Consider the following 24,985-nt stretch of genomic DNA (forward strand, 5'->3'; position numbering starts at 1 on the left):
CGTCGCCGCTCTCCCCCGTCAGACCGTCGGCACCCAACTCCCGTGCAGGCCGAGCGGAATGGTGGCCGGGAGATGGATCCTGGCCAGCGGGGCGGCCGTGAAGTCCTGGGCGGACAGGATGACGAGGTCGGCCGCGCCCCGGTCGGGGTTGTGGACGTAGGACAGGACGTAACCGTCGTCCTCGGCCTTGGCATGCTCGTGCGCGGGGACGAAGACCGGCTCGCTGACGGCCGCGTCCTTCGGGAAGCGGTGCGTCTGGGTGGTGCCGCGCAGCAGGTCGTGCTTGATGAGCGCGTTGCCGAAGTGGGTGTCGGGCGGCACGCCGTCCAGCGTCTCGTACGCCGTCCACATCGCGGCGGCCGTGGCGGCGTAACCGTAGCGGTGGCGGCGCGAGACCAGGCTCTCGCGGATGCGGGGGAACTCCTGCGGGCGGTCGTCGATCCGCCGCGGGCGGGCCCGGCCGCGCTCCAGGTCGATCGTCAGCCGGTCGAGCCTGGGAGTGCCCAGCGCCGAGGGGCCGTCGCCGAGGGTGCCGCGGCCCGCCGCGAAGAACGGCGCGGGGAAGGTGATGAAGTCGACGACCACCGAGTGCCCGTCGTCGTAGGCGTTGAGCGTGTGCGAGTAGTACGAGCCGGGGTCGGCCTCGAACCAGCGGACCCGGCCGCCCCGGCGCGGCATCACCCCGACCCGCGCCGGGTGCTTGTCGTTCCAGACGTACGGCACGATCGCGCCCGCCTCGGCCGCCGCCGCGTCGAAGGTCACCGGGGTGTCGAAGATGATCACATACCGCTCGGTGAGCGCGAAGTCGTGCATCATCGGGCTGTCCGCGACCGGAATCCTCGTGGTCCGTACGACCTTCCCCGTGTGGTCGATCACCAGGTGCCGTACGTGGTCCCAGGTCGGGTAGTACGTGATCGCGTGCAGTTCGTCCGCCCGCTCGTCGTACTTGGTGTGCGCGGTGAACGCCCCGCTGAGCGTGCCGCCGAAGTCGTACGGGCGGACGGTGTTCAGCTCCTCGTCGAGTTCGTACGGCGCCGGGCCGCTCTCCTGGACCGCGAGGAGCTTGCCCTTGTACGGGATCACGTGCGTGTTGTTGGCGAAGTCGTCGTCGGGCACGGGGCCGTGGTAGGGCTCCCCCAGTTGCGCGGCGACGCCCGCCGACCTCACCCACCGGTTGCGGTACCACTCGGCGCGGCCGTCCCTGAGGCGTACGCCGTGCACCATGCCCTGGCCGAGCATCCAATGGTGGGTCCGCGGGTCCTCCAGGCCCAGCACATTGGGGCCGTTGCGCAGATAGCGGCCGTCGAGTGCGGCCGGGACGCGGCCGGTCACCGGCAGGTTGAAGGCGGTGACCTCCTCGGTGGCCGGTGCGAACGCGCCCTTGAGGAAGGGGTAGGGCACGGTGCCGCGGCGCGCGGCGCCGGTCCCGGTCCGCCGCCCGTCCGAGCGGGCCTCGGCGACGCCCGCGCCGCTCAGGGCGACCGCCCCGCCGATCGCCGCCGCCGCGCCCCCGCGCAACATCGTCCGTCGCGTGCACCGCGTGAAATCCGTCATCGGTCCGACTCCCCGTCTCCCGCTCTCCGGTCAGGTCGCCGCGACCGCGGCGCCTTCAACGACCCTCCCGCGCCGCGGGGTTCCGGGTCACTGCGGCCCGCGCCCGAACGGGGGTGGGGGCAGCCCCACCGGGACATCCCTGATGCGGGCGCCGAAGAACCGGGGCCGGGGGCCGCGACATGGTGTCGCGGCCCCCGGTCTCACACGGGTCGTACGGACCTGCCGGTCAGTGCCCGTGGCCTCCCTGCCCCTGCTGTGCCAGCAGTTCCACCTCGGTCAGCGTCGTGGACGCGGCACCGTTGTTGGCGGTCACCACCAGGCGGTACGTGGAGTACGCGCCGGGGTGGGCTATCTGGAACGGCCGGGTCTGGAGGCGGCTGTCGAAGCTCTCGCCGCTCCTGGAGTCCAGCGTGCTCCAGTGCTTGCCGTCGGTGGTGCCCTGGAGCTGCCAGCTCTTCGGGTCCTGGGCCGCGGTGCTGCCGGAGGTCAGGGTGTAGAAACCGGCCTGCTTCTTCGCCGAGCTCCCGGTGAAGGCGTACTGCACCGTCGGGTCGGCGGCGGGGAAGGTCACCCCGGTCTTCGAGGTGTTGTCGAAGAGCGCGGCGACATCAGTGCCGTCAGCGGACGTCGCGGTGCCGAGGTCGGGCCCTGTCAGGTCCGCCAGCGGCTGCGGCGCCTTGCCCGCCGGGGTCAGCGACGCGGGCAGCGCGTTCTTGCCCGTGCCCCACTTGGACGGCTTGGAGCCCATGGTGAAGTCCAGGCGCGCACCGGACGAGAGCTGGCTCTGCGTCAGGTACACCTTGTTCCACGCCTTGCCGTTGACCTTCAGCGACTGCACGTAGATGTTGCTGCTGCTGTTGTTCGGCGCGTTGACGACGATGCTCTTGCCGTTGTCCAGGTGGACCGTCGCCTTGGTGAACAGCGGGGAGCCGATCACGTAGTTGTCGCTGCCGACCTGAAGCGGGTAGAAGCCCAGCGCGCTGAAGATCTGCCAGGTGGCGGTGGCGCCGTTGTCCTCGTCACCGGGGAAGCCCTGGCCGATCGAGCTGCCCGTGAACAGCCGCCGGGTGGCCTCGCGCACGACGGCCTGGGTCTTGGCCGGGTCGCCCGCGTAGTCGTACATGTAGGGGATGGCGAACGACGGCTGGTTGCTCAGGCCGAGTTCACCCATCCGGACGTCGCGAGCCTCCAGCATCTCGTGGATGGTGCCGCCGTAGCCGCCCGCGTCACCGTCGGCGGTCTCCTGGGTGTTGAAGAACGCGTCGAGCTTCTTCTCCAGGCCCTTCTGGCCGCCGTAGAGCGCGGCGAGGCCGTTCGGGTCCTGCGGCACCGTGAAGGCGTAGTTCCAGGCGTTGGTCTCGGTGTACTCGTTGCCCCACTGCTGCGGGTCGTACTGGGCGTCCGGGACGCGCCACGAGCCGTCGGCCTTGCGGCCCTCGAAGAAGCCGACACCGGTGTTGAACAGGTTGGTGTAGTTCTGCGCGCGGCCCAGGAAGTACGCGGACTCCTCCTGGTAGCGCTGCCGGTCGGCCTTGGAGGTGTGCGGGTCCTTGGCGAGCTTGGCGGCCATGGTGGCGATGCCGTAGTCGTTGATGTAGCCGTCCAGCGACCACGAGACGCTGCCGTCGACCGAGGTGTTGGTGTACCCGGTGAACACCGAGGTGTCCAGGCCCTTGCGGCCGACACCGCCCGCGGTCGGGAACACGGTGGCGTTCTTGACCGCGGCCTCGTAGGCGGCCTTGGCGTCGAAGTTCTCCACGCCCTTGGCGAAGGCGTCCGCGAAGGCGACGTCGGAGCTGGTGCCGGTCATCAGGTCGGCGTAGCCCGGCGAGGACCAGCGCGAGATCCAGCCGCCGTCCTTGTACTGCTGCACGAAGCCGTCGGCGAGTTCACCCGCGGTCTTCGACTCCAGCAGCGAGTAGGCGGGCCACTCGGTGCGGTAGGTGTCCCAGAAGCCGTTGTTGACGTAGACCTTGCCGTCCACGATCTTCGCGCCGGTCTCGGTGGGCGTGTTGCTGCCGGTGGCCTTGGAGAACGGGCTGGCGTACTTGTACACCGGCTTCTTGGCCGTACCGGTGTTCTCGGAACCGGAGTTGGGGTACAGGTTCATCCGGTACAGGTTCGAGTACAGCGTGGTGAGCTGGTCGTCGCTGGCGCCCTGGACCTCGACCTTGCCCAGCTTGGCGTTCCACAGCCGCTCGGCGCTCTTCTTGACGCTGTCGAAGGACGTGCCCTGCGGGATCTCCAGGTCCAGGTTCTTCTTCGCCTGGTCGGCGCTGATGAACGAGGTGGCCAGGCGCATCGTCACGGTCTTGCTCTTGGACGTGTCGAACTGCGCGTAGCCGGTGACGTTGTCGCGGCCCTGTCCGGTGACCTTGGTGGCCGTGCCGGGGGTCCGGTCGAACTCGGCGTGCACGAACATCCGCGTCGCGGCCTCGCCGCCGCCGATGTTGACGTCCGAGAAGCCGTCCAGGGTGCCCTTGGCGGCGTCGAAGGTCAGGCCGCCGTTGTTGTTCACGTTGTCGAAGAGCAGGTCGCCGTTGTCACCGGGGAAGGTGAAGCGGTAGACGGCGGAGTGGTCGGTCGGTGCTATCTCGGCCTTCACGCCGTTCTTGAACGTGACGCCGTAGTAGTGCGGCTGCGCGACCTCGTCCTTGTGGTCGAAGGCCAGCGCCCGCTTGCTCCGGTTCAGGTCCGGGGTGCCGGACACCGCGGACGGCATCACCTGGAAGGTGTCGCGGTCGCCCATCCACGGGCTGGGCTCGTGGCTGATGCCGAGCGCCTGGAGCGTCGGCAGGTTGTCGGCGTTGTTCTGGGCCGCGTAGCTGTACTCCCAGCTCGTCGAACCCGCGTCGGTGACCGGCGTGAAGAAGTTGAAGCCGTTCGGGACCGCGGTCAGCGGCAGGTTGTTGCCGCGCGAGAAGGAGCCGGAGGCGTTGGTGCCGCGCCGGGTGTCGACGTGCTCGGCGTAGCTCTTGGCGGTGGGCGCCGGGGCGGCGCCGATCGTCAGGTCGTCGATCCAGCCCTTGAACTGGGTGGACGCGCCCGCCTCGGAGCTGCCGGCCGGGTCGTCGTAGCCGAGCAGGACCCGGTCGATCGTCTTACCCGCCGCGACCTTGCCGATCGCGGAGACCACGGCGTTCCACTGCGAGGCGTAGAGGATCTTGCCCGCGCCCTGGCCCTGCGGGCTGAGCGTGGTGCCGTACTCGTCGAGCGCCGGGGTCCGCAGCTTGCTCAGGTACGTGCCGTCGGTGAAGTGCAGGTCTATGGAGGCGTACGTGCTCGGGTACTTCAGGTCGCCGCCGGTCAGCTCGGGGAATATGTCGTACGAGAGCTGGGTGTTGCGGCTGACGGGGATGCGCACGTCGTAGAGCTTGTTATAGGCGTGCACGGCGCCGGACTTCGTGTGGGTGCCCGAGTACTGGAGCGCCTTCAGGCCGCTGAAGCCGACGCTCGGCTTCACATTGGGCCCGGAGGCGGGGCCCTTGCCGATCTCGGTGGTCATGCCCGCGACGGGCGTCGGCGCCGGGGAGCCGTCGGACAGGATGAGGTCCGCGAGCTGCACGATGTCGCCGCTGTTGTTGGCCGAGACGTTCAGCCGGTAGTAGCGGTGCGGCGCGGGGTCGGCGACGTCGTAGATGTTGGACTTGTACCGGCCGCTGAACTTCACGCCGCTACGGGTGTCCACCGTCGTCCAGGTGCTGCCGTCGTCGGAGCCCTGGAGGGTGAAGTCCTTCGGGTCGCGCTCGGGCGAGTCGTTCGCGGACGTCAGCGCGTACTTCTTGACCGTCACGTCCTCGGACAGCTTGTACTGGAGCCAGCCGGTGTTCGCGAAGGTGAGCCACTTGGTGTTGGCGTCCTCGTCGGCCGCGTTCTTCGCGACCTCGTTCGGCGGATTGTCCGAACTGGCCGTGACCTCGGCGATCTTGTCCTTGACGCTGCCGGCCAGCACCGGGAGGGTGCCCGCGGTCACGCCGGAGACCAGGGGGTTGCCCTTGGCGTCGGTCTCGGCGGTGCTGCTCCACGTGGGCTGCGTGTCGCCGGACTCGAAGGAGGTGGTGAAGGCGGGGGCGCCGCCCGACCTGGCCGCGTCCGCGTCCGCGTGCGCCACGGCGGACGCGGGCACGGTCAGGGTCATCGATACCGCACCTGCCAGCAATGTTCTGGTGAGGGTGCGGCGAAGTGGGCCACGTCTCATGGGTGTTGCCTTTCTGCTTGCGGCTCCGGGTCGTGCTCCGGGACGTTCTGTTACGGGTGCGGGTGCCGCTGTGGGTACGGGTGCGGGTTCGGATACGGATTCGGGGGCGTCGCTCGTCACGCGTCACGTCCGCTGATCGCGTACAGCGCCAGCCGGGCGTCGTCGGGCAGGGTGAGGGAGACGGCGGTCTTCGCGCTGTCCAGCGGGACCGCGATGTGCCAGATGTCGACCCCGACACCGTCGGGCGCGCCCTGCTTGTCGTAGCGGGAGTCGGCGTGGATCGCGGCGTCCTCGCCTAGCCGGGGGGCGCCGGCCGCCCAGTCGGTCGCGGTCAGGGTGACGGGCGCGGACGTGCCGTCCGAGTAGTGCACGGTGGCGGCGCCGGTGACGTCGCCGTGGTGCGCGGTGAGCAGCACGTCGAGCGCGGAGTAGGAGCGCCGCACGAGAGCGACGCTCTGGCCGTGCGCGGTGGCGAAGTTGGCCGCGGCGCCGGTGGTGTCGGGGAAGGTGTAGGCCCGCCCGCCGAGCACGCCGGGGCCCGGCGCCGGGAGCTGTTCCGCGGGGAAGCTGGTCCCGGTGCCGTCGAAGTCGGCGCCGGTCGCGCCCGCCGTGCTGACGCCGTCCACGTCGTACTGCGCGGACAGGTCCTGCGGGCAGTACCCGCTGCCGCCCTGGCAGGTCGAGGTGGCGACCGAGACCGGGACGGTCCTGGTCACCGAGGGGCCGCCGGACTGCGTGACCTTGACGGTGACCTGGTAGGTGCCGTCCGGGGTGCCCGCCGGGGCGGAGATCCGTACCGGCACCACCTTGGTGGTGGGCAGCGTCCCCGAGTCCACGCGGAAGCCGCTCGTACGCGGGCTCGCGGTGAGCCCGTGCGGCGCGCTGACCGTGACGGTGCCCGAGACCTTGCCGGGCGCGGTGAGGACGGCGGAGACGTCCACGTCCGTCCCGGGGCCGCCCGCGAGCACGCCGGGCGCGGCCGGGGAGAGCGACGCGGCGGTGTGCCGTACGGGCGCCGCCACGTGGGCGGGCGCGGGCGGCCCGTCGTTCTTGCCGGTGCCCCAGCTCGACGGCTTGGCGCCGACGGTGAGCGAGAGGTCCTTGCCCGCCTTGATGTCCCGGGTGCTGATGTACGTGGTCCGCAGGCTCTTGCCGCCGAGCCGCGCGGACTGGATGTACCGGTTGGTGTCGGTGCTGCCCGGCGCGGTGATCGTCATCCTGCCGCTCGGGTAGTAGTGCCGGTCGAGGGTCAGGTCGACCCGGTCGAAGACCGGCGTGGACAGCCCCCACAGGTCGGTGCCCGGCGTCATCGGGTAGATGCCGATCGCCGAGAGCACCTGCCACGACGACATGGTGCCGAGGTCGTCGTTGCCGGTGACGCCGTTCGGCGCGTCCGTGAAGAGGGTCAGCCCGGCGTGCACCACGTCGGTGGTCTTCCACGGCTGCCCGGTGGACAGATACGTGTACGGGGAGCTGAGGTCGGGCTCGTTCTGCGGGTTGTACTTGTCCTGGTTGTAGTACGAGTACGGGCCGTTGACCCAGACATCGCGCGCGGTGCCCGCCGGGTCCTTCACCAACTGGTCGTAGGCGAAGAAGGAGTCGAGCCGGGCGTTGGCGGTCGCGTTGCCGCCGATCAGATCCACTATCCCCGGCACGTCCTGCGGGACGAGCCACATGTACTGCCAGGACGTGCCCTCGTGGAAGCCGACGCTGGAGGCGGGGTCCGCCGGGCCGACGAAGGCGCCGTCGGTGTTCCTGGCCCGGAAGAAGCCGGTGCTCGGGTCGAGGATGTTCCGGTAGTTCTGACCTCGCGTCAGATAGCGCCGGGCGTCCGCGGTGTGGCCGAGCGACCGCGCCATCCCGCCCAGGGCGGCGTCGGCGAGCGCGTATTCGAGCGTCGCGGACGGGCCGTGCTGGAAGTCGTTGTCACCGGGCTTGCCGGGCCGCGCCGGGTAGTACGGCACATAGCCGTTCGCCAGGTACTCGACGTCGGCCTGACGGCCCGCGGACGGCGAAGAGGCGGGCGGCACGGTGTCCGCGTGCTTCTTCAGCGCGCGGTACGCCTCCTCCTCATGGCCCTTGAGCAGGCCCTGCCGGTAGGCGTCCACCAGGAACGGGGTCACCGGGTCGCCGGTCATGATGTTCGTCTCGGCGGTGGCGTACCCCCAGCGCGGGAGCTGTCCGCCCTCGTCCGCGACGCGCAGCAGCGACAGCGCCATGTCGCGGGACTCGCTCGGCGCGAGCAGCGACAGCAGTTGCTGCTGGGTGCGGTAGGTGTCCCACAGCGACCAGTTCTGGTAGTACGTGATGCCGCCCGCCGGGTGCACCTTGTCGTCCCAGCCGGTGTAGCGGCCGTCGACGTCGCTGCCGACGTTCGGCGCGAGGAAGGAGCGGTAGAGCGAGGAGTAGAAGGTCCGCTGCTGCTCCTGGCTGCCGCCCCGCACCCGGATCCGGCCGAGCCGGTCCTGCCAGGACTGCCGCGCGGCGGCGGCCGTCGTGTCGAAGGTGCCGCGCCCCTCGGCCGCGAGGTTCTTCGCGGCGCCGTCCTGGCTCACCCACGACAGCGAGGTGACCGCGGTGACCTGCTGGTCCTTCGTGGTGTCGAAGCGCGCGTAGGCGCCGCCGAGCCCGGTGGAGGTCGAGGTACGGCTGCCCGCCGTCACGGTCTTGCCGCTCCACGTCCCGTACGACTGGAAGGGCCGGTCGAAGCGGGTCTCGGTGTAGACCGTGTACGGCTGGGTGTCCTGGCAGAAGCCGCGGCCGGTGATGGCGGTCAGCACCGTTCGGTCGTCGAGCACGGTCACCGTGCTGCTGGTCACCTTGTGCAGCGCCTGGCCGCTGTTGAGCAGCACATTGGCCTGGTCGGTCGCCGGGAAGGTGTAGCGCTGCCAGCCGGTGCGGGTGGTGGCGCTCAGTTCGGCGGTGATGCCGGTGTCGAGCTCGACCTTGTAGTAGCCGGGGGAAGCGGTCTCATCGGCGTGGCTGAACTTCGCGGCGTAGGCGGCATCGTCGGTGGCGGTGATCGCACCGGTCGTCGGCAGTACGGGCAGGTCGCCGCCGAGCCCGCAGCCCACGCCTGACAGGTGCACGGAGCTGAAGCCGCGGATGTGGTCCTGGTTGTAGTCGTAACCCGTGTTGTGGCCGGTGTCGGGCGAGAGCTGCACCATTCCGAACGGCACGGCGGCGCCGGGGTAGGTGTTCCCGTCGTCCTGCGAGCCGATGAAAGGGTTGACCAGGTGCGTGAGATCGCCGCCGGCGGCGGCGGAACCGCCGTCGGCCGCCGCGGTCTGCGCGGGCAGCGTCGCCGCTCCCGCGGCGAGCAGCGCGGTGAGCGCGGCCAGCGCCGCGGAGCGCAGACGCGGCATCCGTGGAGTCATTTTGTCCTCTACTCGTTTGACAACGTTGTCAGAGCACACCTGGGATACAGGTGGTGGGAGGCACGGGGACATGCCAATGAGACGTCAGGAATCTTTGCCCGAAGAGCCCCTGGCGTCAATGGCGCAGCGCAGGATGATCAAAGGACGGGGTGCATACCCCCACAATGGCGGGTATTTGTCTGTCAAATCCCTTGAATCGGCACCGACTCGGCAGAGGACGCGGTCGCCTTGCGGGCATTTTGTACCGAGTTGGGCGAATTCGCGGTGTGGCTGGATGCCTCGGGAGCCGGGCCGCGAAAACCCGTGGAACCGTGCCGCCACGCACGGTTATCGTGCTGCCGCACCTGTCGCCGTGGCAAAGGAACCCCGTTGTACACCTGTTGAGACACCCCTGGCGCTGATCTGTCGCACGTCGCCCCCGGGCGCCGTGCCCCTTTTCGCTGCGGTTTTTCTCACCGAACAGGTGTTCATTCGTGTCACAAACCTGGGTGGTCGCTCCCACCTGCCCGCCTCTTGTCGTGCGCCGTTGCCACTCGTGCCCGTCCGATCGCTTCCGGGCGAGCGGCAGATTCCGGGTCAACGCGCACCACAAGTCCCTCGACGTCTGGCTCCTCGTCCTGTGCGCAGGATGCGGGGAGACCGCCAAGCTCACGGTCTTCGAGCGGGTCAACGTGCGCTCCCTGCGCCCCGACCTGCTGGACAGGCTCCACACCAACGACCCCGGACTGACGGCCGAGCTGCTCCGGCACCCGGCCGTCCGGCACCGCAACGGCGTCGCCCTCGACTGGACCGACGCCTGGCGCCTCGACATCACCGGCCCCGCTCACGCGGACGACGAGGCCCTGGAGGTGTCCGTGCGCTTCGCGGCGCACATCCCGCTCCGGCCCGTCCGGCTGATCGCCGACGGGCTCGGCGTCTCACGCGCCGAGGTCAAGCGGCTGATCGACGAGGGGAAGATCGTCTCGGCGCACCGCCTGAGCGGAAAGGCGGGTGGCGACTTCACCTTCCTGCTCAAGCTCTGAGCCCTGCCGGGGGCCTGTTCGGCGCGGTCCGCCGCGCAGGCCCTACGGGGCGTCCGTGACGTCGAGGCGGGCACCGCGCGCGGCGCCCGCCGAGGCCGCCACCACGCACAGCACCGCGATCCACTGCGTCCAGCGCAGCGCCTCCTGGAGCACGATCAGGCCGATGAGGGCGGCCATCGCCGGTTCGAGGCTCATGAGGATGCCGAAGACCCGCGGCGGGATCCTGCGCAGCGCCTCCAGTTCCAGCGAGAACGGGACCACCGACGACAGCAGCGCGACGCCGAATCCGGCGGCCAGCACCCACGGGTGGACCAGCGCCGTACTGCCGCCGGCCACACCGAACGGGACGGCCACCAGGGCCGCGACGACCATGCCCAGCGCGAGACCGTTGCCGTGGGCGGTGTGCCGGCCCAGCGCCGCGCCGACCGGGATGTACGCGGCCCAGCACGCGGCGGCGGCGAGCGCGAACAGGAAACCGACGAGGTCGATGTCGCCGCGTCCCCCGACCAGCAGGAGCACACCGGCCGCCGCGAGCAGTGCCCAGAAGGCGTCCAGCCACCGCCGCGACCCGGCCAGGGCCACCGTCAGCGGTCCGAGGAATTCGGTGGTCACCGCGATCCCGAGCGGGAGCCGGGTCAGCGCCTGGTAGAAGCAGAGGTTCATCACGCCGATCGTGACGCCGTAGCCGATCACCACGGCCCACGCCCGGCGGTCCATCCGCAGCGACGGCCGCCACAGCGCCGTCAGCACGGCCGCGGCGAAGAACAGCCGCAGCGCGACCGTACCGAGGCTGCCCACCGCGCTGAACAGGTGCGTGGCCACCGCCGAGCCCAGTTGGACGCTGAGGGTGCCGAGCAGCACCAGCGCCGTCGGCGGGATCGCGCCGAAGCCGCGTCGGGCCCGCGCGGCCGGCGAGAAGCGGAGGTACGGGGCGCGTTCGGTCCTGCCGATGTTCATGGTGGCCACGCGCGGAGTATCGACGATCGGGCGCCGCGCGTCGCGTGGTTTTTCCCGGAAGCTTGACCTAGGGAACTAGATTGCTAGCATGGGCGATGTGGGCGACGACGACGTCAAGCAATTCAACGTGTATCTGCCGATAGGGCTGATCAAGCAGGTCAAGCACCACGCCATCGAGTCGGAGAAGTCGCTGTCGGCGCTGGTCGCCGAGGCGCTGCGCGCGTATCTCGACGAGGCGGCGGAGCCCCGCGACCAGCGGCGGCGGGCGAGTGACAAGGAGAGTTGAGATGACGACGCGGGGCATCGAGGCCGTGTTCCTGGAAACGCACAATTGGGGCAAGGCGGCCAAGTTCTTCCAAGGGCTCGGCTACGAGCTGGAGTTCTCGACCGATCACAATTCGGGGCAATTGCGCAACGGCGAAGGACCGTATCTCTTCATCGCCGAGATCCCGGAGAGCCAGGAGCCGCGGGCGCCGCGGATGGTGCTGACCGTGGCCGACGCGGACGCCTTCGAGGCCGCGCCGGGCGTCGAGGTCGTCACGGCGTTCGAGGAGACCCACTTCGGGACGCGGGAGATGACCGTACGGGACCCGGACGGCCGGCTGTGGAGCCTCCAGGCCCCGGCGAAGAGCTGACCGTCCGCGCGGCGGGCCGTGCACCACACCAGGCGACAGGCAGCACCGACAGGGAGCGCGTCATGAGCGAGCGGCACGAGCGATCGACGGCGGGCCGCGCCGTCCCGGAGGCCGACGGCGCGGCGGCCGAGCCCGACAGCACCGCCGTACGGGTCGCGCTGTGGCGGGCGGTCCATGTGCTGCACGACCCGCCGCCGCATGTGCTGGCGGACGAGATCGGATTGCGGCTGGCCGACCCCGAGGGGGGCTGGCGGGAGCGCGGGGACATGCACCCGGAGGGCACCAGCCGTTTCCGGGCGGGTGTCGTGGCCCGCGCGCGCTTCGTGGAGGACCTGGTCGTCGAGCGGCTGGACGAGGGCGTCGGGCAGTACGTGCTGCTGGGCGCGGGGCTCGACACCTTCGCGCAGCGCAGGCCGGATCTCGCCGACCGGCTGCGGATCTTCGAGGTCGACCGGCCGGAGCCGCAGGAGTGGAAGCGGCGGCGGCTGACCGAACTCGGCTACGGCGTCGGCGACGGGCTGCGCCTGGTGCCGGTCGACTTCGAGACGGCCGGTTCCTGGTGGGATCACCTGAGGACGGCCGGATTCGACGCCGGACGGCCCGCGGTGGTGGCCTCCGCCGGGGTCAGCATGTACCTCACGAAGGAGGCCAACGCCGCCACCCTGCGTACCCTCGCCTCGCTCGCGCCCGGCTCCACCGTCGTCATGACGTTCATGCCGCCGCTGGACCTGATGGAACCCGACGAGCGCGCCGTCCGTCAGGCCGCGGAGAACGGCGCCCGCGGCTCCGGCACCCCGTTCATCAGCTTCTACGCCCCCGCCGAGATCCTGGCCCTGGCCCGCGCCGCCGGATTCACCGACGCCCGCCACGTCTCGGCCGCCGCCCTCAACGAGCGCTACTTCGCCGGCCGCCCGGACGGCCTGCGCACCTCCAACGGCGAGGAGCTGCTGGTCGCGACGGTCTGACCGGCTCCCTCAGATCCCCCGCGGGTCCCGCCGGGCCGCGCCGATGACGCGAAGGGCGTCGGCGCCGTACACGGCGGATTCCCGCAGGGTGCGCCAGGTGCGCAGGTACGTCTCTACGCTGACCTCGTCGTTGATCCACAGCTCCGCGTGCCAGGGTCCGGCTGGACGAGCCACGGCACTCGATCCGCCTGATCCGCTGAGAGGGCACTTCTCCCTCCCGGGCGGGACGCCTCCCCCGCCCCCACCGCCTCCCTGGTCACAGCCCCCATGGCCGCTCCGCGGCCCGGATCCGCCGCGATCGGCCGGGCAACAACTCCCCGCACGGGTATGGACGGGCCGCGAAACACCGACGTAGTGTGCTCGGCGGCCCAGGAAGATCAGTGAGGGTTTCCGCGTCCGCGATCTTGAAACGATTCATCCGGGAGAGACATGCCGCACAGTGAAGTGCAGGGACCGACACGGCGCGTACTCGTCACGACGGGGCTGGCCGCCGCGTTCGTCGCGGCGACGGAGGCGGGCGGGGGCCGGGCCGTCGCCGCGGAACCGGCCGCGGGAGCCGCGCCGCAGGGCGCGTCGGCGGTGCCCGCGGGCGCCTCGGTCCCCGCCTCGCGGCCCGGCGGCAAGGCGCCCTCGGGCAAGTGGGACGCCTTCAACCTCTCCCCCGCCGACCGTACGGTGCGCCCGGTCGCCGTCTACACGCTCACCGGTGTCGTGCGGCGGCCCGAGGCGCTGGTGACCGAGGGGCGCGGCGCCAAGGCCGTCACCCGGATCACCGGCAAGGGCTCCTCCGTGACCTTCGACTTCGGCAAGGAGGTCGGCGGATTCGTCACTCTCAGCTTCGGGCCGGGCGGTGAAACGAATCAGACGGTCGGGCTGACGTACTCCGAGCTGTCCAACTTCGTCAGCACGTCGTCCAGCGACGGGTCCAACGGCGGCAGCAACAACGAGCTCGCCGTGCGGTACGCGGTGACGCCCGGCGGGCGGATCAGTACCGACAAGGACACCCCGGTCGCGGGCGCGGGTCCCGCCGCGACCGCGCACCCGGCGTCCCAACTGCGCGGCGGTTTCCGCTACTTGACGGTGGTCAACGAGACCTCGGGCTCCGTGGACCTGACCGATGTCTCGGTACGGATCACCTTCGCGCCGAACGCCGCCGACCTGTCGGCGTACCCCAACTACTTCTACTGCGACGACGACATGCTCAACCGGGTCTGGTACGCGGGCGCCTACACCGTGCAGACCAACATCATCGCCGCCGACCAGGGCCGGGTCTGGGGCCCGCCGGACCTCGGCTGGGACAACAGCGCGAAGGTCGGCGAGGCGGGCGGCACGGTGCTGGTCGACGGCGCCAAGCGCGACCGCACGGTGTGGCCGGGCGACCTCGGCATCTCCGTCCTGACCGACTATGTGTCGCTGGGCGACCTGGTGACCGTGCGCGACTCGCTCCAGACGCTCTACAACCACCAGGACGCCGGCGGCGCGCTCCCGTACGCGGGGCCGGCCGTGAACTTCATCGGCAACTCCGACGCCTACCACCTGTGGACGCTCATCGGCACGGCGAGTTACGTCCAGCTCAGCGGCGACACCGCGTGGGCGCGTACGGCGTACGACGCGTACAAGAAGGCCGTGACGTACATCGTCGCGAAGATCGACGGTGACGGGCTGCTGAACGTCACCAGCGCGGCGGACTGGGCGCGTTCGGACGCCGACGGCAAGAACCTCGAAGCCAACGCCATCATGTACCGGGCACTGGTGACCGCGAGCGCGCTCGCCACGACGCTCGGCGACCCGGCCTCGGCGGGCGCGTGGAAGGCGAAGGCCGCCGCGCTCAAGTCGGCGGTGGAGAGCGGCGGTTACTGGGACGAGGCCGTGGGCCTGTACCGCGACAAGCCGACCGGCGGCGGCGCCTCGCTGTATCCGCAGGACGGCAACGCGCTGGCCGTGTGGTTCGGCCTGGTGGACTCCGCGGACCGCGCGCGGACCATCAGCGCCTCGCTGGCGTGGCGTTGGACGGCGGTGGGCGCGCTGTCACCGGAGAAGAGCGGTTCCTCCGTGCACCCGTTCCCCGGCGGCATGGAGGTGCACGCGCACTTCGCCGCGGGGCAGGACGCGACCGCGCTCGACCTGATCCGCCGCGAGTGGGGCTTCATGCTCGACAGCCCCACGGGGACGGCCAGTACGTTCTGGGAGGGCTACCGCACCGACGGCACGTCGGACTACTCCGGTTCGTACATGAGCGCCGCGCACGGCTGGTCGACGGGCCCGACCTCGGCGCTGACCTACCGCTTCCTGGGCATCTCCCCCACCGGCGACGCGGGCGCGGGGCACCGCGTGGAGCCGCACCCCGGCCAACAGCGTTTCGCACAGGGCCAGTTGACCACCGCGAAGGGTGTGATCGGCGCGTCGTGGCAGCAGCGCGGCGGCGGTGAGTTCGACCTGACGGTGAGCGCGCCGGGCGGCGCCGTGGACGAGATCGCGGTCCCGGTGACCGACGCGCGCACCTGCGTCGTACGCCTCGACGGCCGCACGGTCTGGCAGGGGTCGGCGCGGCGCACCGGGGTGACCTTCTCCGGCGGCTATGTGCGGATCGCGGGCGTGGCGGCGGGCACCCGCAAGGTGACCGTGCGCCGCCGCTGACCGGCCGCCCGCCCGCGCCCCACAGGGATCGCGCGCGGGAACGCACCCGCTTCCGCAGAGGGACACAGAGAGGGAACGACGTATGCCCATTCATGTCCGCAGGAGCCGCGCGGCTGCCGCGGCCGTCGCGGCCGGGACCGTCATGCTGGGCCTGCTGCCCGGCTCGGCCTTCGGCGCCGACGCGCCGACGACGACCGCGGCGGCGAAGGCGCACGACCCCTGGACGCAGGACGGCTACACCCCGCGCCCCGGCGATTGGCGGCCGTACGTCCTGGCGCCGGCCGGCCACACGGTCGCCCCGGTCCGCGTGCTGTCGGCGACCGCGAGAGGCGGCGCGATCCAGGGCGACCCGAAGGCGGTGCTGGGCGACGGCCGCAGGGCCGTTCGGCTGGTCAGCACCGGGGACCGCACCCAATCCCCGCTGCTGGCACTGGACTTCGGCAAGGACGTCGGCGGCCGGATCAGCGTCAAGGTGGCGGGCGCGTCCAAGACACCGCCTCGACTGCACGTGTGCTTCAGCGAGTCGGTGCAGTACGCGGCCACCGCTCCGGGCGACAACAACGGCGAGGCGGCTCAGGCGCCGGGCTGCGACACCGCGAACATCTGGAACGGCTATCCCGGCCAGCCGTACACCTACGACGCCGACAGCCACACCATCACCCTGGACACGGCGAAGCTGCCCGCGACCTTGACGGACGCTCAGCTGCGCGGCGGTTTCCGCTACGCGACGCTGTTCCTCGACGGGCCCGGCTGGGTGGACCTCGGCGCGGTGTCCGTGAAGTTCGACGCGGCGCCGCGGCAGAAGTCGCCCGCCGCGTACCAGGGCTGGTTCCTGTCCAGCGACGACGAGTTGAACAAGATCTGGTACGCGGGCGCGTACACCGTGCAGCTCGACACCTGGATGTCGGACACGGCCAAGAGCTGGCCGTACGCGACGGGCGAGGGCGATCACGCGGACAGCCAGGTGCCGAACGCCGATCCCGCCAAGGAGGTCATCTTCGACGGCGCCAAGCGGGACCGCATTGTGTGGCAGGGCGACCTGGCGGTGCAGGTCCCGGTCACGTATCTGAGCACCAACGACACGGACGCGGTGGACAATTCGCTGTCCTCGCTGGCAGCGCAGCAGTTGCCGGACGGGTACATGCCCGGCGAGAGCCTGGTGGGGCCGCACAATCAGGACGAGATCCGCACGTACGGCGAGTACGTGACGTGGTTCGTCTACAACCAGTACCAGCACTGGCTCTACACCGGTGACCGCGGCTATCTCGACAGGTGGTGGCCCGCGCTGACGAAGGCCACCGCGTGGCTGGAGTCGGTGCGCGCCCAGGACCCGCAGGGGCTGATCGCCTTCGGCGCGGTCAACTCCTGCGGCCACTACGGCTACAGCGACTGCGGGCACGAGACGTATGTGAACGCGCTGTATGTGCGCAATCTCCAGGAGATGGCGGAGCTGGCCACCGCCCGGCACGACAAGGCCGCGTCCGGGGTGTACGCGGACCGCGCGACCGTGGTGAGGAAGGCGGTCAACGACCAGCTCTGGGACGCGGCCGTCGGTGCGTACCGGCTCTCGCGGGAGATCCCCGGCGCCTATCCGCAGGACGCCAACGCGGCGGCGGCTCTCACCGGGGTCGCCGACCAGCGGCAGGCGAGCAGCGCGATGGACTATCTGCGGCGGACGAGTTGGGGTCCCTACGGCGCGCTGACGATGGCGCCGAGCACGCCCAACGCGTCGATCGGGCCGATCTACGAGCCGCTGCCCAGCGGTTTCGAGGCGAGCGCGCGGCTGGGTCTGGCCGACGCGAGCGGCGCGCAGCAGACCGGCGGCCTGGATCTGATCCGTACCTTCTGGGGGTACCAGCTCTCGCAGGACCCGGGCGGCACCTTCTGGGAGAAGGCCGACCTGGCGGGGCAGCCCGCCCTTTCGCAGTTCACCAGCCTCGCGCACGGCTGGGCTTCGGGGCCGACGGTCAGCCTCACCAACCAGGTGCTGGGCATCCGGCCGACCGGCGCGGGCTTCGCCTCGTACGCGATCGTGCCCACGCCCGGCGACCTCACGTGGGCGCAGGGCAAGGTGCCCACGCCGCACGGCGCGATCAGCGCGTCCTGGCGCGCGGACGGCGGCGGCTTCACGCTGGCCACCGACGCGCCGCGCGGCACCACCGGCAGGCTCGCGGTGCCGACCGGCGGCGCGAGGGTGCGGGTCACCCTGGACGGGCGGACCGTCTGGGACGGCACGCGGGCGGTCGGCGGCGCGCGCGTGAGCGGTGACGGGGTGAACGTGTACGTGGACGCGGTCGGCGCCGGGCACCACACGCTGGTCTCGCACAAGGCGCGCTAGCGGCACGGGAGTTGAGTGACGACGGCCCGCGGGCGGTGGGGAGACCGCCTCGCGGGCCGTCGGCGCGTACCGGCCGGGACCGGATCCGGGGCGGTACGCCGCTCCCCGCTACTCCTCGTCCGTCGGGGCGCCGGAGGACGAGCCGCCGGGCAGCCGTTCACGGATGGTGTCCATCACCGTGGAGTCGGTCAGCGTCGTCACGTCGCCGAGGTCGCGGTGCTCGGCGATGTCGCGCAGCAGTCGGCGCATGATCTTGCCCGAGCGGGTCTTGGGCAGTTCGGCGACGACGAGGATCTGCCGGGGCCGGGCGATCGGCCCGATCTCCTTGCTGACGTGCGCCCGCAATCGCCTGGCCACGTCGTCGCCGCCCGCCTCCCGCGCGGCCTTCTCGCCGTCGGCGCGCAGGATCACGAAGGCGACGATGCCCTGCCCGGTCGTGGCGTCGGTGGCGCCGACGACGGCCGCCTCGGCGACCAGCGGATGGGACACCAGCGCGGACTCCACCTCGGTGGTGGAGATCCGGTGCCCCGACACGTTCATCACGTCGTCGACCCGGCCGAGCAGCCAGATGTCGCCGTCCTCGTCCTTCTTCGCGCCGTCGCCCGCGAAGTACCAGCCGGGGAAGCGCGACCAGTACGTGTCGATGTACCGCTGCTCGTCGCCCCAGATGGTGCGCAGCATGCCTGGCCACGGCTCGGTCAGCACGAGGTAGCCGCCGGAGCCGTTCGGCACCGGACGGCCCGTGTCGTCCACGACCTCCGCCGAGATGCCGGGCAGCGGCCGCAGCGCCGAGCCGGGTTTGCAGACGCTGACGCCCGGCAGCGGGCTGATCATCTGCGCGCCGGTCTCGGTCTGCCACCAGGTGTCGACCACCGGGCAGCGGTCGCCGCCGATGGCGCGCCGGTACCACATCCACGCCTCGGGGTTGATGGGTTCGCCGACCGAGCCGAGCAGCCGCAGCGACGTCAGGTCGTACTGGCCCGGGATCGTGTCGCCCCACTTCATGAAGGTGCGGATCGCGGTGGGCGCGCAGTACAGGATCGTCACCTTGTACTTCTCGACGATCTCCCACCACCGGCCCTGGTGCGGGGAGTCGGGCGTGCCCTCGTAGAGCACCGAGGTCACGCCGTTGGCGAGGGGGCCGTAGACGATGTAGGAGTGGCCGGTGACCCAGCCGATGTCGGCGGCCGTCCAGTACACGTCCCGTTCCGGCTTGACGTCGAAGACCGCCCAGTGCGTCCAGGCGGCCTGGGTGAGGTAGCCGCCGGTGGTGTGCAGGATGCCCTTGGGGCGGGCCGTCGTGCCCGAGGTGTACATGATGTAGAGCGGGTGCTCGCTGTCGAACGCCTCGGCCTCGTGCTCGGCCGACTGCGCGTCCACCAGGTCGTGCCACCACACGTCCCGGCCCGAGGTCCACGCCACGTCCTGGCCCGTACGGCGCACGACCAGGACGCTGCGGACGTCGGGGCAGCCTTCCACGGCCTCGTCCACGGCGGGCTTCAGGGCCGAGGCGGCGCCCTTGCGGTAGCCGCCGTCCGCGGTGATCACCACCCGCGCGTCGCAGTCGAGGATCCGGCCGCGCAGCGCGTCGGCGGAGAAGCCGCCGAAGACGACGGTGTGCGGTGCGCCGATACGGGCGCAGGCCAGCATCGCCACGACCGTCTCGGGGATCATCGGCATGTAGAGCGCGACCCGGTCGCCGGCCCGCACGCCCAGCGAGAGCAGGGCGTTGGCGGCGCGGCAGACCTGTTCCTTGAGGTCGGCGTAGGTGAGCGTGCGGGTGTCGCCGGGCTCGCCCTCCCAGTGGAAGGCGACCCGGTCGCCGAGCCCGGCGCGCACGTGCCGGTCGACGCAGTTGTCGGCGACGTTGAGCTTCCCGCCGACGAACCAGCGGGCGAAGGGCGCCCGGCTCCAGTCGCGTACCCGGGTCCAGGGTTCGGCCCAGTCCAGCCGGGCCGCGGCGGCGGCCCAGAACGCCTCGACGTCGGCCGCGGCTTCCTCGTACGCGGCCGCGGTGACATTGGCCCGCGCGGCCAGTTCGGGCGGCGGGGGGAAGCGCCGGTCTTCTCTGAGCAGGTTGGAGAGGGTCTCCTCGGTCATGAGTGGGGCTCCTCCACCGGTCCGCCGCGGCGGCCGACGGAGAGTCCTGACAGCGGGAGCACGGGGACGACGGCGCGCTTCCAGGTGCTGTTGGTGACGACGGCGAAGGAGGCGTACCAGGCGAACACGGCGGTGACCAGCCCGATCCAGCCGCCGACCTTGGTGATGGTGACGGACTTGTCGAATTCCGCGACGGTCAGCACGATGAAGGTCGCCGACAGGGCCACGAAGACCGCGAACAGCGCGGCGTTGGTCCGCAGGGCCGCGACCGTCATGTAGACGGTGAAGATCGCCCAGATCAGCAGGTAGAGGCCGGTGGCCTGGTTGGCCGTGTCCGGGGGCAGATCGCCGACGACGAACTTCACATAGGCCGCGTAGGAGAGCCAGAAGGCGCCGTAGGAACCGAAGGCGGTGGCACCGAAGGTGTTGCCCTTCTTGAACTCCCACATTCCGGCGAGCAGTTGCATGAGTCCGCCGTAGAACAGCGCGAGCGGCAGGACCACCGTGAGCAGATTCTGGTCGATGAGGTGGGCGTTGAAGGAACTCAGGACGAAGGTGGTGGCGGCGAACGCGGCGAGGCCGAGCGGTCCGGGGTCGGCGATGCCGTCCACGGGCGGCCGTTCGGTCGTGACGGGGGTGCTCATCTGCGGTTCCCTCCTCGGTGAGGAATGGCGGCGCGAAGCGCGGTACGTACGCCGCCGCGGGCCGTGCTGGGCCCGCTCCCACGCTAGGAACGCCGACGTCGGGGGGCCACAGCCCCACAGCGGGCGTCGCCCAGCGGTCGGGTCCGGGCGACGGACGGTCCGTCAGATACGGTGAGCGGTCGGTCAGATACGGCGAACGGTCGGTGACCGCTCAGCGGCGGGTCCCGGCGCGCCGGGCGTCTCCCGCGGCGCGGGGACGCCGAGTCGACCGGGCTGACCGGGTTCCGGCTGCGCGCCGACCTCCTCCGGCAGGTGCATGCGCAGCATCACCCGGTCGACGTCCGCGCGCGAGATCCGGCCGCGGGTCAGCAGCGACCCGACGACCATGACGGCGAAGGCCACGGGGACGGTCCAGGCCGCGGGTTCTTCGAGCAGCGCGGCGCTCCAGCCGCCGCCGGGTCCGCGCACGCTGGTCAGCACGACCGCGACGGCGGCGAGTCCGCCCCCGGCCACCAGGCCGAACAGCGCGCCCAGGTCGGTCAGTCCGCGCCACCAGATGCCCAGCACCAGCAACGGGCAGAAGGACGAGGCGGCGACGGCGAAGGCCAGGCCGATCGCGTCGGCCACCGGCAGGCCGGGGGTCGCGACCGTCATCGCCAGCGGCGGTACGGCCGCCGCGAGCGAGGCCCAGCGGAAGCCGTGGGTCGAGCCGCGCAGCAGATCCTGCGAGACCACGCCCGCCACCGACACCGTGAGTCCCGACGCGGTCGACACGAAGGCGGCGAAGGCTCCCGCGGTCGCCAGCGCCGCCAGCAGCCGCCCCGCCTCACCGGCCTGGGTGATCTGCGGCAGCACCAGTACCGCGGTGTCGGTCTGCCCGGTGAGCAGCAGTTGCGGTGCGAAGATCCGGCCGAGCGCCCCGTAGACCGGCGGCAGCAGGTAGAAGCCGCTCAGCAGGATCAGGACGAGCAGCGTCGTCCGGCGGGCGGCCCGGCCGTCGGGGTTGGTGTAGAAGCGGACGAGGACGTGCGGCAGGCCCATCGTGCCGAGGAAGGTGGCCAGCAGGATCGAGTAGACGGCGTACAGCGGGTGCGATCTGCCGCCCGCGCCGGACAGCGGGCTCGCCCACCTGGCGCCGGTCGCCGGTGCGAGGCCGACCTTGTGCGGTACGGGGACGCCTTCGGGGAAGGTCAGGCCGGTGCCGCCTTCCGCCGTGTGCTCGCCGCGCACCAGCCGTACGGGCACGCCGTGTCGCTCCGCGCGCGAGGCCCCCTTGGCGCCGTAGGCCGTGCCGTCGAGGGTGCCGCTGACCGTCACCGTCACGGGTGTCGCCACGTCGAAGCGGACCTGGCTGTCGAGCCGTACGACCGTGGTGTGCGGGAAGCGCGGCACGTCGGGCGCGGTCAGCGAGGGGGTGCCCGCCGACCGCCAGGCCAGGACGAGGAAGACGGCGGGCACCGCGATGGCGGTGAGCTTCAGCCAGAAGTGGAAGCCCTGCACGAGGGTGACGCTGCGCATGCCGCCCGCCGCCGAGACGCCGACGACGGCCACCGCCACGACCACCGCGCCGACCCAGCGCGGCGCGCCCGTCACCGTCTGGAGGGTCAGGCCCGCGCCCTGCAACTGCGGTACGAGGTAGAGCCAGGCGATGACGGCGACGAAGACGCTCGCCACCCGGCGCACGGCGGTGGACCCGAGGCGTTCCTCGGCGAAATCCGGCAGCGTGTACGCGCCCGAGCGGCGCAGGGGCGCCGCGACCAGCAGCAACAGCACCAGATATCCGGCCGTGTAACCCACCGGGTAGGCCAGCATGTCGACGCCGTAGGCCATCAACAGGCCCGCGACGCCCAGGAAGGAGGCGGCCGACAGATACTCGCCGCCGATCGCCGAGGCGTTCCACAGCGGTGAGATCTCGCGGGAGGCGACGTAGAAGTCCGAGGTGGCGCGGGACAGCCGCAGGCCGTAGAAGCCGACCACGACGGTCGCCACGAGGACGACGACGAGGGCGGTGAAGCCGAGCGCCGGATTCATCCGGCCTCCGGGCCGGGGGCGCTGGGCGCGGCCTGCGCCGCCGCGTCAGGGGCGGTGTCCGTCGGGGCCGCGGGTGCCGGGCCCGAACCCGGCGGCGCGTCCGGGGCGTTGAGCAGATCCGTGAAGTCCCGCTCGACGCGCTCCGCGTGCCGTACGTGGAACCAGGCCGCGCCCACCAGCAGCGGGTAGGCGACGACGCCGAGCAGCAGCCAGGCGAGCCGGACCCCGAGGACGTCCACCGTGCGCAGCCCCGGCGCGAGCGCGAAGGCGGCGGGCAGACCGCCGATGACGACCGCGAGGACGGCCAGCACGCCGAGCGAGAGCCGCAGTTGGTCCCTGACCAGGGAGCGGACATAGACCTGGCCGAGGCGCGGCTGCGCGTGCAGGTCCTCGGCGACGGCTCGCGCGGACCAGCCGCCGGTACGGTCGCGGCGCGGCGCGGTCACCGCGACCCGGCGCGGCGGTGGCGGTTGCGTACCGCTCATGACGGCCCCTCGCCGGGCGCGGGCGACCACTGCATCAGCAGGTCCCGCAGTTCCCTGGAGTGGCGTCGGCTGACCGGGAGTTCACCGCCCGCCACGCGTACCGTCCAGTGCCCGGCGTCCGAGCGCAGCTCCTCCACGTGGCGGAGCGAGACCAGGTAGCCGCGGTGGATGCGGACGAAGCCGTGCGGCGCCCAGCGCTCCTCCAGGACGGCGAGCGCTATCCGGACCAGTGGCGCGTGGCCGCCCGCGTGCAGGCGTACGTAGTCCCCCTGCGCCTCGACGTACGCGACGTCCTCGCGGCGGATGAAGCGGGTGACTCCGCCGAGGTCGACCGGGATGCGCTCGTCGGAGCGGCCGGCGGGCGCGGCTCCCGGTGTGTTGCCCTCGATGACGGCGGCGACGCGGCGGACCGCCTCGGCCAGCCGTTCCCTGCCGACCGGTTTGAGCAGGTAGTCGCAGGCCTTGAGGGCGAAGGCGTCGACGGCGAAGTCCTCGTAGGCGGTGACGAAGACGACCGCGGGCGGCCGGGCGAAGCGGCCGAGGACGCGGACCAGGTCGAGGCCGTCGAGGCCCGGCATCCGGATGTCGAGGAAGACGGCCTCGACCGACTCGTCCTCCAGCAGCCGCAGGGCCTCGTCGCTGCTGCCCGCGCTGAGCACCCGGCCGACCCGCCGGTCGCCGCGCAGCAGATACGTCAGGTCCTCCAGGGCGGGCGGTTCGTCGTCGACGGCCAGGACCTGCAACGGTTTCACGATGCGCGTACTCCGTTCCGGTACTTAGGCACCCGGACGTTGACCTTCGTCCCGGCGCCGGGGGCGGTCTCCACCACCAGGCCGTACTCGTCGCCGAAGACCGTACGCAGCCGCTCGTCGACATTGCCCAGGCCGAGCGAGTCGCCGTCGTCCTCCCCGGCGAGCCGCATCCTGACCTCCTCGGGGTCCATGCCCACGCCGTCGTCCTCCACACTGATGCGGCACTCCGCGCCCGCGTCCTCGGCCCTGATGGTGATGCGCCCCGGCGTCGACTTGGGTCCGAGTCCGTGGCGTACGGCGTTCTCAACGATCGGCTGGAGGCAGAGGAACGGTACGGCCACCGGCAGCACTTCGGGCGCGATGAGCAGATCGACGCGGAGCCGGGAGCCGAACCGGGCGCGTTCCAGGCGCAGATAGCGGTCGACGGACCGCAACTCCTCGGCGAGGGTGGAGAACTGGCCGTGCCTGCGCAGGCTGTAGCGCGTCAGCTCGGCGAATTCGAGGAGCAGTTCACGGGCCTGGTCGGGGTCGGTGCGGACGAAGGAGGCTATGGCGGTCAGCGAGTTGTAGACGAAGTGCGGGGAGATCTGCGCCCGCAGCGCGCGCAGTTCGGCTTCGATCATCCGGGTGCGCGAGCGGTCCAGCTCGGCGAGTTCCAACTGCGAGATGACCCAGTGCGCGACCTCGCCCGCGGCTCTGACCAGGCCCGCCGACACCTGGCGCGCGTACACCGACAGCGCGCCGACGACCAGGCCGTCCACCACCAGCGGTACGACGACGGCGCTGCGGATCGGGCACCGGTCGTCGCCGCAGTGGATCTCCTCGGCCGGGACCACCCACGGCCGCCCGGCGTCCATCGCCTCCCGCGCGTGTTCCACGGCCTGCGCCGCGTGTCTGCGGCCCGGACCTTCCCAGGCGAGCAGTTCGCCGTCGCCGATGACGGCCAGCGCGGGTGTGCCGAGCAGCGCCCGCAGATGGCGGGCGGCGCTGCGGGCCGACTCGGGGTCGAGGCCGTTGCGCAGCGGGGGCGCGGCCAGTGACGCCGAGTGCAGGGTGGCGAAGGCGGCCCGGTCGGCGGGCGTACCGAATCCCCTGCGCCCGCGAACCAGCCAGAACAGGGCCGCCGCGGCGCCCGCGACCACCAGCGCGACCGACACCACGGTGATCACTGACCCCATGCCCCGCATTATCGCCAGGTGTGACGGCGTGAGACAGGTTCCGTTCGCAAGATTCCGTCGTGCGGGGACCGTACCGCCGGTTTCGGCCCCGCCGTCGCGCGCCGGAGCCGCC

At 71.6% G+C, this 24,985-nt stretch carries 15 protein-coding genes and 2 pseudogenes; 6 read left to right on the forward strand and 11 right to left on the reverse strand.

The features are described from left to right. Positions 1 to 18: 18 nt before the first annotated feature. The 3 genes and pseudogenes from ACIQCJ_RS13450 to ACIQCJ_RS13460 all read right to left on the reverse strand — a co-directional run. The gene (locus ACIQCJ_RS13450; RefSeq protein WP_402711430.1) at positions 19 to 1,554 is read right to left on the reverse strand and encodes a carotenoid oxygenase family protein; all 1,536 of its coding nucleotides are present in this window, start codon (positions 1,552 to 1,554) and stop codon (positions 19 to 21) included. 226 nt (positions 1,555 to 1,780) lie between these two features. Further along, complete coding sequence (locus ACIQCJ_RS13455) at positions 1,781 to 5,692, reverse strand: GH92 family glycosyl hydrolase (protein WP_402711431.1); 3,912 nt, start codon at positions 5,690 to 5,692, stop codon at positions 1,781 to 1,783. Between the two features lie 1,091 nt (positions 5,693 to 6,783). Then, positions 6,784 to 9,117: pseudogene (locus tag ACIQCJ_RS13460) on the reverse strand (GH92 family glycosyl hydrolase); the annotation flags it as partial. Positions 9,118 to 9,602: 485 nt separating this feature from the next. On the opposite strand from ACIQCJ_RS13460, the gene ACIQCJ_RS13465 reads away from it, so the two are divergent. Further along, a complete protein-coding gene (locus ACIQCJ_RS13465; protein ID WP_391163156.1) occupies positions 9,603 to 10,151 on the forward strand; it encodes a DUF1062 domain-containing protein in 549 nt (182 codons plus the stop codon). 42 nt (positions 10,152 to 10,193) lie between these two features. Here ACIQCJ_RS13465 and ACIQCJ_RS13470 read toward each other — a convergent pair whose 3' ends face one another. After that, complete coding sequence (locus tag ACIQCJ_RS13470; RefSeq protein WP_402711733.1) at positions 10,194 to 11,108, reverse strand: EamA family transporter; 915 nt, start codon at positions 11,106 to 11,108, stop codon at positions 10,194 to 10,196. Between the two features lie 97 nt (positions 11,109 to 11,205). Here ACIQCJ_RS13470 and ACIQCJ_RS13475 point away from each other — a divergent pair, with 97 nt between their 5' ends. From ACIQCJ_RS13475 to ACIQCJ_RS13485, 3 genes are all read left to right on the forward strand, one after another. After that, the gene (locus ACIQCJ_RS13475; RefSeq protein ID WP_355341781.1) at positions 11,206 to 11,394 is read left to right on the forward strand and encodes a ribbon-helix-helix protein, CopG family; all 189 of its coding nucleotides are present in this window, start codon (positions 11,206 to 11,208) and stop codon (positions 11,392 to 11,394) included. 1 nt (position 11,395) lies between these two features. Continuing rightward, positions 11,396 to 11,743, forward strand: a complete 348-nt coding sequence (locus ACIQCJ_RS13480) for a VOC family protein (RefSeq protein ID WP_402711432.1) — start codon at positions 11,396 to 11,398, stop codon at positions 11,741 to 11,743. Between the two features lie 62 nt (positions 11,744 to 11,805). After that, the gene (locus ACIQCJ_RS13485) at positions 11,806 to 12,708 is read left to right on the forward strand and encodes a class I SAM-dependent methyltransferase (protein WP_402711433.1); all 903 of its coding nucleotides are present in this window, start codon (positions 11,806 to 11,808) and stop codon (positions 12,706 to 12,708) included. A 9-nt stretch (positions 12,709 to 12,717) separates the two neighbouring features. On the opposite strand, the pseudogene ACIQCJ_RS13490 reads toward ACIQCJ_RS13485, so the two are convergent. Further along, positions 12,718 to 12,861 (reverse strand): annotated as a pseudogene (locus tag ACIQCJ_RS13490) (transcriptional regulator); the annotation flags it as partial. Positions 12,862 to 13,137: 276 nt separating this feature from the next. On the opposite strand from ACIQCJ_RS13490, the gene ACIQCJ_RS13495 reads away from it, so the two are divergent. Further along, positions 13,138 to 15,345 (forward strand): hypothetical protein, encoded by a 2,208-nt coding sequence (locus ACIQCJ_RS13495; RefSeq protein WP_402711434.1) that lies wholly within the window; start codon positions 13,138 to 13,140, stop codon positions 15,343 to 15,345. Positions 15,346 to 15,427: 82 nt separating this feature from the next. Beyond that, positions 15,428 to 17,683 (forward strand): alpha-L-rhamnosidase C-terminal domain-containing protein, encoded by a 2,256-nt coding sequence (locus tag ACIQCJ_RS13500; RefSeq protein ID WP_402711435.1) that lies wholly within the window; start codon positions 15,428 to 15,430, stop codon positions 17,681 to 17,683. 108 nt (positions 17,684 to 17,791) lie between these two features. Here the strand turns inward: ACIQCJ_RS13500 and acs are convergent, their stop codons facing one another. The 6 genes from acs to ACIQCJ_RS13530 all read right to left on the reverse strand — a co-directional run bounded on the left by acs (position 17,792) and on the right by ACIQCJ_RS13530 (position 24,882). After that, positions 17,792 to 19,783, reverse strand: coding sequence for an acetate--CoA ligase (gene acs / locus ACIQCJ_RS13505; protein ID WP_401718790.1), 1,992 nt, complete (start codon positions 19,781 to 19,783; stop codon positions 17,792 to 17,794). Further along, positions 19,780 to 20,427 carry an acetate uptake transporter gene (locus tag ACIQCJ_RS13510; protein WP_401718792.1) on the reverse strand — a complete coding sequence of 216 codons (648 nt, stop codon included), beginning with the start codon at positions 20,425 to 20,427 and terminating at the stop codon, positions 19,780 to 19,782. The genes acs and ACIQCJ_RS13510 overlap by 4 nt, the downstream gene beginning before the upstream one ends. Before the next feature lie 183 nt (positions 20,428 to 20,610). After that, complete coding sequence (locus ACIQCJ_RS13515) at positions 20,611 to 22,458, reverse strand: cation acetate symporter (RefSeq protein WP_401718795.1); 1,848 nt, start codon at positions 22,456 to 22,458, stop codon at positions 20,611 to 20,613. After that, on the reverse strand, positions 22,455 to 22,943 hold the full coding sequence (locus ACIQCJ_RS13520) for a hypothetical protein (protein ID WP_402711436.1): 489 nt from the start codon (positions 22,941 to 22,943) through the stop codon (positions 22,455 to 22,457). Before ACIQCJ_RS13520 ends, ACIQCJ_RS13515 begins: the two co-directional genes overlap by 4 nt. After that, positions 22,940 to 23,695 (reverse strand): LytR/AlgR family response regulator transcription factor, encoded by a 756-nt coding sequence (locus ACIQCJ_RS13525; protein WP_401856542.1) that lies wholly within the window; start codon positions 23,693 to 23,695, stop codon positions 22,940 to 22,942. The genes ACIQCJ_RS13520 and ACIQCJ_RS13525 overlap by 4 nt, the downstream gene beginning before the upstream one ends. Continuing rightward, complete coding sequence (locus ACIQCJ_RS13530; RefSeq protein ID WP_223187657.1) at positions 23,692 to 24,882, reverse strand: sensor histidine kinase; 1,191 nt, start codon at positions 24,880 to 24,882, stop codon at positions 23,692 to 23,694. Before ACIQCJ_RS13530 ends, ACIQCJ_RS13525 begins: the two co-directional genes overlap by 4 nt. Positions 24,883 to 24,985: the final 103 nt, after the last annotated feature.

The sequence above is a fragment of the Streptomyces sp. NPDC093221 genome, from assembly GCF_044753885.1.
GTDB lineage: Bacteria > Actinomycetota > Actinomycetes > Streptomycetales > Streptomycetaceae > Actinacidiphila.